This window comes from Candidatus Poriferisodalis sp. (genome assembly GCF_965205175.1).
Classification (GTDB): Bacteria; Actinomycetota; Acidimicrobiia; order Acidimicrobiales; family Poriferisodalaceae; genus Poriferisodalis.
Genome location: NZ_OZ242038.1, coordinates 1,806,000 through 1,818,766 on the forward strand (window position 1 = coordinate 1,806,000; position 12,767 = coordinate 1,818,766).

Annotated in this window: 12 protein-coding genes; 4 read left to right on the forward strand and 8 right to left on the reverse strand. The window is 70.5% G+C overall.

Annotated features, from left to right (window positions below; translation table 11 throughout):
* The first annotated feature begins 20 nt into the window (after nucleotides 1-20).
* From ACOGI4_RS07910 to ACOGI4_RS07925, 4 genes are all read left to right on the forward strand, one after another.
* Nucleotides 21-833: an oxidoreductase gene (locus ACOGI4_RS07910; protein WP_419841134.1), complete on the forward strand. Its 813-nt coding sequence runs from the start codon at nucleotides 21-23 to the stop codon at nucleotides 831-833.
* 100 nt (nucleotides 834-933) lie between these two features.
* Complete coding sequence (locus tag ACOGI4_RS07915) at nucleotides 934-2,100, forward strand: Rieske 2Fe-2S domain-containing protein (protein WP_419841135.1); 1,167 nt, start codon at nucleotides 934-936, stop codon at nucleotides 2,098-2,100.
* Complete coding sequence (locus ACOGI4_RS07920; RefSeq protein WP_419841136.1) at nucleotides 2,097-2,831, forward strand: hypothetical protein; 735 nt, start codon at nucleotides 2,097-2,099, stop codon at nucleotides 2,829-2,831. The genes ACOGI4_RS07915 and ACOGI4_RS07920 overlap by 4 nt, the downstream gene beginning before the upstream one ends.
* The gene (locus ACOGI4_RS07925; RefSeq protein ID WP_419841137.1) at nucleotides 2,828-3,784 is read left to right on the forward strand and encodes a hypothetical protein; all 957 of its coding nucleotides are present in this window, start codon (nucleotides 2,828-2,830) and stop codon (nucleotides 3,782-3,784) included. Before ACOGI4_RS07920 ends, ACOGI4_RS07925 begins: the two co-directional genes overlap by 4 nt.
* 64 nt (nucleotides 3,785-3,848) lie before the next feature.
* Here ACOGI4_RS07925 and ACOGI4_RS07930 read toward each other — a convergent pair whose 3' ends face one another.
* The 8 genes from ACOGI4_RS07930 to ACOGI4_RS07965 all read right to left on the reverse strand — a co-directional run bounded on the left by ACOGI4_RS07930 (nucleotide 3,849) and on the right by ACOGI4_RS07965 (nucleotide 12,763).
* Nucleotides 3,849-5,234 carry an amidase gene (locus tag ACOGI4_RS07930; RefSeq protein WP_419841138.1) on the reverse strand — a complete coding sequence of 462 codons (1,386 nt, stop codon included), beginning with the start codon at nucleotides 5,232-5,234 and terminating at the stop codon, nucleotides 3,849-3,851.
* Between the two features lie 100 nt (nucleotides 5,235-5,334).
* Nucleotides 5,335-6,024 carry an ATP-binding cassette domain-containing protein gene (locus ACOGI4_RS07935; protein WP_419841139.1) on the reverse strand — a complete coding sequence of 230 codons (690 nt, stop codon included), beginning with the start codon at nucleotides 6,022-6,024 and terminating at the stop codon, nucleotides 5,335-5,337.
* Nucleotides 6,011-7,771, reverse strand: coding sequence for an ABC transporter permease subunit (locus tag ACOGI4_RS07940; protein WP_419841140.1), 1,761 nt, complete (start codon nucleotides 7,769-7,771; stop codon nucleotides 6,011-6,013). Before ACOGI4_RS07940 ends, ACOGI4_RS07935 begins: the two co-directional genes overlap by 14 nt.
* Nucleotides 7,768-8,622, reverse strand: coding sequence for a branched-chain amino acid ABC transporter permease (locus ACOGI4_RS07945; protein WP_419841141.1), 855 nt, complete (start codon nucleotides 8,620-8,622; stop codon nucleotides 7,768-7,770). The genes ACOGI4_RS07940 and ACOGI4_RS07945 overlap by 4 nt, the downstream gene beginning before the upstream one ends.
* 25 nt (nucleotides 8,623-8,647) lie before the next feature.
* Nucleotides 8,648-10,015, reverse strand: coding sequence for a substrate-binding protein (locus ACOGI4_RS07950; protein WP_419841142.1), 1,368 nt, complete (start codon nucleotides 10,013-10,015; stop codon nucleotides 8,648-8,650).
* 282 nt (nucleotides 10,016-10,297) lie between these two features.
* On the reverse strand, nucleotides 10,298-11,731 hold the full coding sequence (locus tag ACOGI4_RS07955) for a substrate-binding protein (protein WP_419841143.1): 1,434 nt from the start codon (nucleotides 11,729-11,731) through the stop codon (nucleotides 10,298-10,300).
* 5 nt (nucleotides 11,732-11,736) lie between these two features.
* Nucleotides 11,737-12,099, reverse strand: coding sequence for an ArsR/SmtB family transcription factor (locus ACOGI4_RS07960; protein WP_419841144.1), 363 nt, complete (start codon nucleotides 12,097-12,099; stop codon nucleotides 11,737-11,739).
* Between the two features lie 4 nt (nucleotides 12,100-12,103).
* The gene (locus ACOGI4_RS07965) at nucleotides 12,104-12,763 is read right to left on the reverse strand and encodes a hypothetical protein (RefSeq protein WP_419841145.1); all 660 of its coding nucleotides are present in this window, start codon (nucleotides 12,761-12,763) and stop codon (nucleotides 12,104-12,106) included.
* Nucleotides 12,764-12,767 lie beyond the last annotated feature (4 nt).

Genomic DNA, 12,767 nt, shown 5'->3' on the forward strand with positions numbered 1-12,767 from the left:
CACGGCGGCAGGGAGCGACCATGCGCGAGACGCTGAGGGGTGTCGAGGACATCTTCGACGAGCGCGGTCCCACCGACGCAACGGCGACGTTCGAGCGCCTCTGGTCGATCACCGGCGAGCTGATGGCCAAGATCGAGGCGCGCTTCGATCTCGCCCGCGACCCCAGCACCGAAGACCTGGAGTCCTACCGCGGGCAAGCCGAGCACCCCTCGGGCCGCCTCGCCGCCTACACGGGCCCGGAGATGGACTGGCTGGTCCACTCGTGGATCGGCAACCCACCATTGGGCTTCACCAACATGCATGTCACCGCCTGGCTGGGCCCCCACATCGACGTGCCACACCTCGGCGTGGCGTGGGGGACGCTGCCCGATCTGTGGTTCTACATCGACTTCAATCCGCGGTCGGACCTGATGCTCGACACTGCCTCGCTGGACCGCTACTGGGGCCCGCTGAACGAGGAGTTCCTGGAGCTGCGCGCGGATGAGGGTCTTGCGCCGTTCACTTCCAGGGCGCTCTACGTGCGCCAGGCCCTGAGCGAGGTGGCGGTCTGCTTCACCACCCCAGGGCGCACTCACGACGAGGCCCGGCTGGACCAAGTGCGCGAGCTGGCCCACCGGCGGGTCGACCGCTGGCTGGCGTGGGTGGACGAGGCCGAGCCGGTGCCGCCAGAACGGCGGGCACAGCTGGTGGCCGACGACTTGGCGCGCCGGCGCAACATCGCCGAGCGCGACCCCGCAAACGTGATGGCGGTGCGGTTCTTCGGCGAGGCGATGACCGACCGCCTGGTGCGGGCGCTCTGGGGCGGCGACCGGGTGCTGCCCCGGCCCGCGTGAGGTCGGTGCAGCGCGCCGTGTTGCGGCGAGCGGCCGCCGAGCCAGCGAGCGCGACGTCGCTCGGTGCTTGCGGCCCCTGAACTGCGGAGGAGGTTCACACGTGTTCATCAAGAACAACTGGTACGCCGTGGAGTTCGGCCACGAGGTGGCCGCCGGGCCGGTGTTGGCCCGAATCCACGGCCACGACCTGGTGCTGTGGCGCAGCACCGACGGCGCCGTCCACGCGCAGTCCGACCTGTGCGTCCACCGAGGCGGCTCGCTGGCCGGAGGCACGGTGGAGGGCGATTGCGTGCAGTGCCCCTACCACGGGTGGCGCTACGACGCCGACGGCGCATGCGTGCGGATCCCCGCGAACCGTTCCGGCGTGCCCATCCCCAAGAAGGCCCGCATCGACGCCTACCCGTGCGTGGAGCGCTACGGCTTCGTGTGGGTGTTCCTGGGCGATCTGCCGCCCGCCGAACGGCCGCCGCTGCCCGAGCTGGACGGACTTGAGGAGCACACCGATACCAAGGCCGCGGGCTACCGGCCGGTCTACGGGGACTTCACCTGGAACGCCAACTACGACCGGGTGCTGGAGAACGCCGTGGACATCGCCCACACCCCGTTCGTGCATTCTGGGTCGTTCGGCAACGCCGACGAGCCCGAGATTCAGGACTTCGACCTAGAGGAGCAGCGCAGCGACGGCCACTTGGTCTCGGTGCGGGCCACGGTGGACCTCAAGCCGCCTCGCCCGTCGGGCCTGTGGAAGTTCGTCTCCAAGAAGGACCGCCCGCTGGTCACCACCACCACCGGCTTCTACCCCCCCAATGTGTCGATGCTGATCGTGCGTCTGCCGATGGGAGAGATCCGCATCTTCACCGCAGCGGTGCCCCGCGACGAGGAGACCACCGTGTCGAAGTTCTGCATGCTGCGGACGTTCTTCACCGGAGGCTGGGCCGACAAGAACTCGATCCAGCGCACGATCAAGATCTTCACCGAGGACCGCGCCAGCGTCGAGGGTCAGCGGCCCGAGCTGCTGCCGTTCGACCTGTCTGCGGAGCTGCACGTCAAGTCGGACTCCATCCAGCTCGCCTACCGCCGCTGGCGCCAGGAGCAGCTGGAGCGGGGCTGGGGGCTCGAATCGCTGAGCCAGGACGAGACCAGGCGCGCCGTAGCGGTGATCCCCTCGCCGCAGCGCGCCGCAGAGCCCGAGTTCGCCAAGGCCTGGGTGTTCCCCACCGTGGAGGAGGCACTGGCCGAGCGCGCTCCTGGTGAGGTGCGGGCGTGAGCCTGTCGGCCGAGCTGTGCTTGGGCACGGTCGAGGCGATCAGCACGCGCTTGGACTTGCGCGAGGAGCGGTGCGAGCCCTTGGTCTCGGCCATTGACGGCTCGCCGGTGGGGACGCACCGCGTGCTGTCGCAGCCGGGCACCGCGGCGCTGGTGTACGTCGGCATGACCGTGGAGGCGTTCGGGCTGGACAGCCACATGTGCTTCGCGTTCGCCCCTTCCACCAGCGCAGTGCCGCACTTCACGGTGGATGCGGTGCTCGCAGGGCCGCACTACGCCTTCCACCTGGACCTGATTCCGCGCCTCGACCCCGGTGCCAACCTTGCCTACATCGACCACTGCTACGGCGCGCTCACCGAAATGCACGACGCTGCAGCCCAGATCGAAGGCCTGACGCCGGCGCATCTGTCGCCGCGGCAGTGGCAGCTGATGTCCGCGTGGATGCTGGCGCACCGAGCGGACGAGGCTGGCTTCCGTGCGGTGTTCCCGACGGTGGCCGCGTACCGCGACCGCTGGCTGGAGCTGGTGACCGCCGGGGTGCCCGAGGAGGTGACCGACGGTGCCTCCGCCGACGACCTGGCGCGACGCGACGCCCGCAACCGAGCGGCCGTGTTCAACCCGCAGGTGGACCCGGTGTGGGCCCGAGTGGATCAGCTGCTCGGCGCCGAGGTGAGCGCCGGCATCCGCGCCAGTCTCACGACTGCCGCAGGTCACACAGGAGAGCGCACATGAGCGAAACAGCCGCCGCCGAACCGCACGCCTCGGAATGGCAGCAGCGCATCACCGGCGAGTGGTACGGACTGCCGTCGGTGTTCGATGCCGACGGCAGCCACACCGGCTTCAACAAGGTCAGCCGCGCCAGCGTGTTCGCCGACGGCAAAGTCACCTACTGGATGCAGTGCAACTTCGCCAACAGCGGGCCGCTGCGCAACCGCTTCGAGATTCGCGACTTCGAGTTCGGAGTGGACGACCAAGGCGACGACCGCATCTACCAAGGGCCGGACTTCCACGGCGCCGGCCACCCCTACGGTTCGCTGGTGGACTCGCATTACTACTCGCCGGGGTGGCGTGCGGATCTCAACACGCTGAATCAGATCCTGCCCGACGGGGTGACGCAGGTGTACTCCTCGCTGCTCTATGAGGGCCCAACGTTGTTCGCCGTGTTCAACGGGGTGTACCTCAACGCCCACGACTACGACACCAACCCCGACACCGCTGCGTGGATCGACGCTCACGTGGAGGCTGAACGCGAGCTGGGCCCGTGGCCCCACAGCGTGCCGGACCGCACCGGCGGCGCATGGGCAGGGGAGTGCGAGGTGTACGGGGCGGACCAGCACCAGCGGGGCACAGTGAGCGTCCGCCTGCGTCACGACCCGATCGACCTCGTGCGCACCAGCCAGACGCTGGAGATGTCCGGGGTGGTGAACCGGCGGCTCAGCTACATCCGCACCCGCTCGCACGCCAACCGCTACACCTACGACGGCCCGAACCTGTGGGGCAACGCCATCGCGTACGGACGGGCGCTGTACACCTCCCAGCACCACGCCTCCGAAGCGTTCAAGATCAAGGGTCGGGAGTTCGTCCTGGACCGCAACTACCAGATGGCCGTGGTTTGGAAGCTGTACTGCGGCGACCGCATGACCGACATCGTCTTCGGCCCGCTGGCCTGGACCCCCGACGAGTAGCGCCCTGAACGGCGTTGCGCGTCGCGCTGCACAGGATCCCAGCGACTCACAACCACGCTGAGGCTCAGCAGTCCGGGCCCGGCAGCGGTGCCGGGTGCGGCGGCACGGCGAGGTGATGGCCGGTGCGCTGCTGGAACGCGTCGCCGACGGCCACGAGGGTCCGCTCCGAGAACGGCCGGCCGATCAGCTGGAACCCGACCGGCAGCCCGTCGCGTGAGAATCCGCCGGGCAGCGCAATGGCCGGCAGCCCGGTGCCGTTGACCGGGAAGGTGAACTGCGTGATGGCCGGGATCAGCGGCACGCCGTCGATCTCGGTGGCGCCGTGGGGCAGCGGCAGGTTCGGGTTGACCGGCGCGATGACCAGATCGGCGCCCTGATCCTCGAAGACGCCGAGCCAGGCCGCCTCCACCTGCCGGCGCCGGTCCTGGGCCGCTGCGAAGGCCGTTGCGCTGATGGCGGCGCCGTCGGCCAGGATGGCCCTCGGCGCCGGGCCGATCAGGTGCTCGGCGGTCTCGCGCAGCTCCGCCAGCAGAGCGGCGGACTCGGCGAACACGATCGTCGCGCCTGCCTCGAAGTGGTCTGCGGTGTTGGGCGCCGTGACGCTGCCGGCCGACCCGACGACGCCCGTCAGCACCTCCAGAGCGTCCTCGAGCGCCGCCCGGACGTCGGGGTCGGTGTCGAAGCCCTCGTAGAACGTCTCATCGGGAATGCCGAGCCGCAGCGAACCGACCGGTCGAGCGTTCTTGAGCAGCGTGCGGGACGAGTAGGGGTCGCAGGGCGAGTGTCCGGCAATCGCCTCCAGCAGCAGGCCGCAATCGGCAGCGGTCCGTGCCATGGGCCCCACGGTGTCGTAGGTCCACGAGATGAGCTGCACGCCGTCACGGGGGACCAGCCCCCGCGTGGTCTTGACGGCCGTCGTGCCGCAGCAGTTGGAGGGGATGCGCACCGAGCCGCCGGTGTCGGTGCCGAGGGCGCCGAAGACCTGCCTCGATGCCAGCGCCGCGGCGTTCCCGCCCGAGGAGCCTCCCGTCATGCGCGAGAGATCCCACGGGTTGTACGACGCAGGGCAGGACACGCCGTAGGCCAGCTCGTGAGTGTTGGTCTTGCCGATGACGACGGCGCCGGCTGCCCGCAGCCGCGTCACGACCGTCGCGTCGCGGTCGGGCACGAAGCCGCGCAGCGCCTCGCAGTTGGCCTCGGTGGCGACCCCCTCGGTCCAGAAGAGGTCCTTGAGCGCGATCGGCACGCCGTGCAGCGGGCCGATCGGCGCACGGGCGTCCAGCTCGGCGGCGGCAGCCAGCGCCGAGTTGCCCAGGACGGCGCTGAAGGCATGCAGTTCGCCGTCGGTGGTCTCGATGCGCGCCAGGCACTCGGCGACGAGCTGCGATGCGGTCGCGGCGCCTGAGCGGACTGCCTGCGCCGCTTCGCTCAGGCTGAGGTGGATGTTCATGTTTGCGTGGCTCCTTCGATGGCAGACTGACAGGTGACTGATGTGCCTGTGGCGGGCAACTGGCGGGGCACGTTCATCCGGCGAACCCGCGGCGCTCGGCTCACAGCGCGAGGCGCTCAGCGACGCGCCGGTGGATGCCAGGATCGGCCGCCGTGCCGGAGTCGACGATCGCACCCTTCTCGACGACCACGAAGCGGTCCGCCACACGGGCAGCGAGCCCTAGGTGCTGCTCCACGAGCAGCACTCCCCGGCTGGACGAGCGGACCCGCTCGAGGTGCGAGCCGAGCCGGTCCACGTTTGCCGGCTGCAGCCCCTCGCTCGGCTCGTCCATGACCAGGACCGGCGCAGGCGTCGCCAGTGCGATCGCGGCGGCCAGCATCTTCTGCTCGCCGCCCGAGAGCGTCCCGGCGAGCTGGAGTTCGCGGCCCGTCAGCGAGTCGCCGAACGCTTCCAGCACGTCGCCGTGGCGGCCGGGGCCGAAGCCGTTGAGGCGCAGGTTGTCGCCGACGGAGACCGTGGCGAACACGCCCCGCTCTTGGTACGTGGCGCGCATGCCGAGCCGGACGCGCCGCGAGGGCGGGCTGTGCGTGACGTCGACTCCGTCGAGCGTGACCGACCCCGACGTCGCGGCGATCACACCCATGAGGGTCTTCACCAGGGTCGTCTTGCCCATGCCGTTGCGTCCCACCACGGCCACGATCTCGCCCCGCCCGACGGTCAGCGACATCTCGTCGAGCACCGTCGCGCCGCCGTATCCCGACCGCAGCCGGCGCACTTCAAGCACCGGCATCTCCCGCCCCGAGGTAGACGGCGCGCACCCGGGGGTCGGACTCCACTGCCTCCACCGTGCCGTCAGCGATCACACGGCCGCCGGCCAGTACCGTGACGCGATCGGCCACGGCCCGGATGAACGTCATGTCGTGCTCCACGATCACCACGGGCACGCCGAGTTCTGCGTGGAGGTCGCGCAGCAGCGCAGCGGCGCCGAGGCTCTCGGCGGCGGACATTCCGGCTGTGGGCTCGTCGAGCAGCAGCAGACGGCAACGGCCGGCCATGGCCATGGCGATCTCCAGCCACTGCTGCTCGCCATGAGACAAGGTTCCGGCCGGCTCGTGTCGCCGATCCCCGAGGCCGGTTCGCTCGAGGATGCGGAGCGCGCCCGGACCGATGTCCGCCGACCACGGCCGGCGCGCCAGCGACCACAGCGACCCGGTGCCGCCCCAGGCTGCGACGGCCAGGTTCTCGCCCACCGAGAGCGAGCCGACGACCTGCGGGGCTTGGAATTTTCGGGCCACGCCGCCGCGGGCGAAACTCCAGGCCGGCCTGCCGGTGAAGTCCTCGCCGAAGACGGTGACCGTGCCGCCGGCATGGGCCTGTTGTCCGCACAGAATGTCGAGCAGCGTGGTCTTGCCGGCTCCGTTCGGGCCGATCAGGCATCGCAGTTCGGCGCTGTCCATCTCCAGGTCCACCGAGTCCAGCACGACGAAGGGGCCGAACGACTTGCCGAGGCCGTTCGCCGCCAGCACCGTGCTCCCTGCTGGGCGCCCGTCGTCGGGCCCGCGTTCGGTCAGCGCCGGTGCCCGCGCGGGCCGCGGCGGCCGTCCGCCCAGACGCAGCACCCAGGGCAACAGGCCCTCGGGCACCAGCAGCGTGCACGCCACGAAGATGACCCCGGTGGTCAGCACCCAGTACTGGAGCCACGCGTCGGCGAGGGCCGCGGTGGCGAAATTCACCGCCAGCGTGCCGATCACCGGGCCGAGCACGGTGCCGCGGCCGCCGATCAGCGTCCACAGCACCACGTTGGTGGCGAGCGCGAACCCGAAGACGCCGGGCGACACGAAGCCGGTGCGGTGAACGTACAGCGCTCCGGCCACCCCGGCCACCGCCCCGCCCAGCGCATAGGCCCAGATCTTGACGGCGACCGTGTCGTAGCCCAGCGCCTCTATGCGCCGCTCGTTGTCCCGCACGCCGATCAGCACTGCGCCCGCCGGGCGGGTCAGCAGTACCCCGACTGCTCCGATGACGGCAACAGCGAGGACGGTCACGGCGAGGTCCTGAGCCTGCTCGCTCAGCTCCCAGCCGGCGAAGTTCATGCGGGGGACGTCGGTGAGGCCGTTGAAGCCGCCGGTGACGGTGCGCCACTGCTCGGCGATCTGCTCGAAGGCCAGCGAGAGCATCAAGGTGAGCAGTCCCACCACCACCAGCGACAGCCGGCGCTTGAAGGCCGCTGTGCCGATTCCCGCCGCCAGCGCCATCCCCACCGCGGCGGACGCCACGATGGCCGGTGCCGACAGTTCCGGCGCGGCAGACGTGAGCCGCGCTGTGAGGTACGCCGCCGTGCCGAACGGCAACAGCTGGCCCAGCGAGAGGATGCCTGCGTAGCCCCAGACCAGGTCGAGGCTCACGGCGACGAGGGCAAGGCTCAAGAACAGCGAGAGCTGGCCGGACCGGTAGTCGCCCAGCAGCACGCTGGCACCGGCGGCAGCGCCGAGTGCCAGCACGAAGCGGCCAGGCACGCTCCGGGCGACGCCGCTCATGCGTCCGCTCCCTGGACCGAGGTCCGACGGAACTGCAGCACCAGGACAGCCAGGGCGAGCGATGCGATCTGCGCGGCGACCGTGTCGAACCAGTGGATCACCGTCGTCTGGAGCGCGGCCAGGATCGCTGCGCCGGTCAGCACGCCCCAGCGGCGGCCGAACCCGCCGACGATCACCACCAAGAAGGCCCCCGGCAGGTAGGCCAGACCGAGGTTGGGCTCCACAGCGCCCAAGGGCGCCACCAGCGCACCAGCCACGCCGGCGGCGGCAGCGCCGATCGCGAAGGCCGCCACGTTGGCGACGCGGGTGCGGATGCCCGCCGACTCGGCCAGGTCCCGGTCGGCAACGATGGCGCGCACCGTGAGCCCCAGCCTGGAGCGGGTGAACGCCGCCAGCGTGGCCGCCACGACGACCAGCGCGATGACGATCAGCAGATAGCGGTAGGTGGGGTACAGCACGCCGAACGCCTCGGTCGCCCCGGGCACCGGGTTCGCCACGCTGCGGAAATCCTTCGTGAACAGCAGCTCGACTGCCTGGCGCAGCACGATCGACAGCCCGAACGTCGCGAGGATGGCCAGCTCGGGCTGACGGTAGATGCGCCGGATCAGCGTCACCTCCACGGCCGCTCCCAGCGCGCCCACAACCGCTGCGGCAGCCGGCAGCGCCAGCCAGTGGGAGAGCCCGCTGTCGCCGACAACCCAAGCCACATAGGCGCCGATCATCACGAACTCGCCGTGAGCCAGGTTGATGACGCCCATCAGCCCGAAGACGATCCCCAGTCCCAATGCGACGATCGCCAGGATGGCCAGCAGGCCGAGGCCGTTCAGCGCTTCTCGGGTGAGCGTCTCCATGCGGGCTGGCGCCGGCGGCGCCGGATCACAACTCGCAGGTCTCGTCAGGCTCGACTGCTGCGAACTCCTGGACAATCGTCTGCGAGCCGTCCGGGCCGATCTCCGCGATGTAGATCGGCTGGGCGAGATGGCGGCTGGCGGTGACGGCGATGTCGCCGGTGGGCGTGGACAGCGATTGGCCGGCCATTGCAGTGATCACGGCGCCGGCTCCCACGGTGCCTGCCTCGTTGGCCGCTGCGGCGTAGAGCAGCGCTGCGTCGTAGATGTGCGAGCTGAACGTGGAGTGCGGGGCGGCATCGGCCCCGAACAGCTCCGTGTACCGGGCCACGAACTCGGCGTTGGCGGGATTGTCGATTTCCTTGAAGTAGCCCAGTGTCACCCGCATCCCGGCGGTCACGGCCGGACCCATGGCGCCGAGGACGTTCTCCTCGTAGATGTTGGCAAGACGAGGCAGGGCCTCTTGGCCGATGCCGAAGTCCACCGCTTGGGTCTCGAACGCGACGGCGTCGCCGCCGACCAGCGCAGGGAAGATCAGGTCTGCGCCGGCACCGGCGATCCGCTGGGCCACCGAGGAGAAGTCCTGCGTGCCGAGGGGCACGTACTCCTCGCCGACAACCTCGCCGCCGGCGGCCTCGATGTACTCGCGGGCCAGCTCGAAGGACCTGCGGGGCCACACGTAGTCGTTGCCCAGCAGGAACCACTTGGCACCGCCGGTCTCTTCCATCATCCACGGTATGGCGGGCTTCAGCTGCTGGCTCGGCACCTCGCCGGTGTTGAACATGACCGGAGAGCACTCGCCGCCCTCGTAGAGCGCGGCGTAGATGTAGGGCACGCCCGCTGCCTCCGCCAAGGGCCGTGCTGCCTCGCGGGTCGCGCTCGAGTGGGTCCCGAGCACGACATCGACGCTGTCCGAGTCCAGCAGCTGCTCCATCGCCTGACGGCCGACTTCGGGGTCGGTCGCGTCGTCCGCGAGGAATGTCTCCACGCTGCGGCCGTTGATCCCTCCCGCGGCGTTGATGTCCATCTCGATCATCTCGGCGATGTTCGCGACCGGCGGGCCGAACACGCCCGCCGCGCCGCTGTTGGAGAACAGGATGCCGATGCGCACCGGGTCGGCCGTGTCGAGGCTGCCGCCGCTCTGCGAGGGGGCCTCGCTGCTGCCGTCGCCGTTCTCCTCCTGCTCCTGTTCCTCCTCCTCGTTGCCGGCCTCGGGGTCAGGCGCGGGTGCCTCTTGGGGTTCGGCGACCGATGTAGCGGTCGGTTCGGCGGTGGGCGCTCTGTCGGTCGTTGGGGCGCCGGACGATTCTTGGTCGTCGCTCCCGCAGGCTGCGGCGAGCAGGCTGACAGCAGCCAGGCCGGTCACGAGCGCGAGCCATCTCGCCCGGCGGTGCATGCTGGGACTGTGCTTGCTGAGACCGTGCTTGCTGGGACAGTGCTTGCTGGGACGGTGGTGTTGCGAACGAGACGGCATGGATTCCGCACCCCCTGCCAGATGTGTGCGGCCCTGCGGGCAGGACCCCAATATGTCGGTTAGTCGTGACATATTAGCATGTGGGTCAACAGGGGTGCGACGCTCGGCGGTGCCGCAGGTGCTGTTGCCGCCGCAGTCGTCAGTCGCTGTCTCAGGTGCGGCGCATGCTTCGGGCGCCGCTGTCCCGCTTCGGTCAGCTGCGGCTCAGCAGTTACCGGCTGCTGCGGGGACGTCGGTCAGGACCCTCACGCCGTCGCGGCCGGCCTCGCCCAGGAGCAGGCTGGCCTCCCCGGTGGGCCGGCGCATGCGGGGTCCGTCGAATCGGACCCTGCGCAGCCCGTCGAGCACAGCCGTGGCATCGGCGCCCCGGCCGCGCCGACATGCCAGCGCCCACGAGTGGACAGCCTCGTACACGCCCTCTGCAGCGGCCGACACCGGCGCCGAGCACACGCCGAAGCGCTGCACGTAGCGATCCAGGAACTGGCGATTGCGGGCGGTGTCGAGCCCTTGGAAGTAGCCGAGGACGTTCCATATCCCCGACGCGTCCTCGCCCAAGTGCTCCACGACGGCATCGTCGAGCAGCGGCGCGAATGTGCGGGTCGTGCTGCGCAGTCCGCAGCCGGCGAACGCCCGCTCGAACCGCACGTGGTCCTGGCCGATGAAGCTGGAGATCACGTGATCGGCACCCGATCGTTGGATCGCCTCGAGCACCGGCTCGAAGCAGTCCGACCCGATCGGCAGGTAGCTCTCGCCCGCGACCGTGCCGCCCATGCGCGCCACGACGGCGCGCGCAGCGTCGCCGATCGCCCGCGGCCACGAGTAGTCGTTGCCAGTCAAGTACCAGCGTCGGCCCCCGGTCTCGTCGGCCAGCCGCGGCAGCGCCACGTGCAGCTGGTCGAGCGGAGTCTCGCCGAAGCGGACCAGCAGCGGGTGCCCGCGCTGCGGCTCGCTCGTCGACGGGTACAGGTACGGAATTCCGGCAGCTACCGCGAGCGGCGCCGCCGCTGCGAAGGTGGCCGAGGAGTGCATGCCCACCACCACGCTCAGGTCTTCGGTCCGCAGCAGGCGGCTCATGGCGATGCGGCCGACGGCGGCATCGGTGGCGTCATCGGCGATCACCAAGCACACCGGCCGCCCCAGCACGCCGCCTTGAGCGTTGATCTCCTCGACGGCGAGGTGCGCGCAGTTGGAGGTGGAGCGGCCCAGTATCCCTGCCGCGCCCGACAGCGACAGCAGCAGACCCACGGCAATGGCGCCATTGGCCGGCCGGTGGCTGACCAGTCCGAGCTCGGCGCTCAGCCGCTCGATCTCTGCGTCGTCGAGGGTCACTCGCACGGTGACCCTGGTCCCGCCGCTGCGGCCGGGAGCGAACAGGCATGCTACGTGGCCGAGCCACGGCGACTCGTGAACCAGATCGATCCTCCGGTACGGGGTGACCGAGGAGATCCGTGCCGTGCCCTCCAGGCCGGCCAGGCCGGCCAGCGGGATCGCCAGTCGCACCAGGCTGCCGACGCGGACGTCGGCTGTCTCGGCGCCGAACAGCCAGCCGTAGGCCGGGTTGCCCGTGCCGAATCGCAGGAAGGCCTCGCCGGGCGCCACCGCGAGGTGGGTCTGGTTGTTGAGCACCAGTTGGCCCATGGCCGCTATGCGGGCTGGCCGGGCTCGGCCGCCTTCGCTGCGGCGTGGTCGGCCTCCGCTTCCTCGACTGCGCTCGCCAGATCCGCCAGCGAGTGCCGGTAGACCGACGTCAAAAAGGCCACGACGGTGCTCGCCGGGCTCGCCGTCACCGAGTAGTAGCGGTAGCGGCCGTCTCGGCGCTCCGCCACCAACCCGGCCAGCCGCAACACCCGCAAATGTCCCGAGACCGCGGTGCGTCCCACGCCCGCTGTTCGCTTGGCAATCTCGCCGGCGGTCAGCTCGCCTTCCTCCCCGATGATGCCCAGCACCGCGCGGCGCGTCGGATCGGCCAGCGCGGCGAACACAGCGTCGCTCTCGCGCCCGGGCACTGGCTCAGCCCACGGTTGCGCGGACGCGCCGCGTGCCGCCGTCGATGTTCTCGGTGAGCGTGAAGCCGGTGCCGGCGATTCGGTCGCGCATGGCCCACCAGCGCTGCCGTTGCGAGTGCGACGGCCACGCCACTGCCATCAGCATCGGGCCGACGCTGCGGTGCAGCATGGCTGCCGGGTCGGCCTCGGGGGGAGGTGCCGACAGGTCCAGTCGGGGTGCCGCGCCGCCGGCCGCCGCAACGGCGACCCCGACGACGTCGGCCACTAGGCGGCCAGCGAGCGAGAAGCTGCCGCCGGTGAGCTGACGGTCTGGTGCCACCAGCACACCGTAGGACTCGAACTCGTGGCCGAAGCGGGGCCACAGACCCTGGCCGGTCATCACGCCGGGCTGCCACTGCGTGCCGTGGCCCACCACGTCGGGGCCGACGTAGCAGCGCTCGTCGCCTGCGAGCTCCAGATCGAAGACCCACTCGCCGGCGAAGGCCGCCATGGCGTGGCTTGACAGCTCGGGCGACGGCTCGCAGTGCTGGCGCACTCGCAGGCGTTCGTGTGTTATCGGCGTGACATCGCGGCGCTGAGAAACGGTGCCCCGATAGGTGCCGTCCGGGTCGTAGACATACTCACAGACAAGCCACTCCCCGCCGAAGCTGTCGGGCCCGCTCATCTTG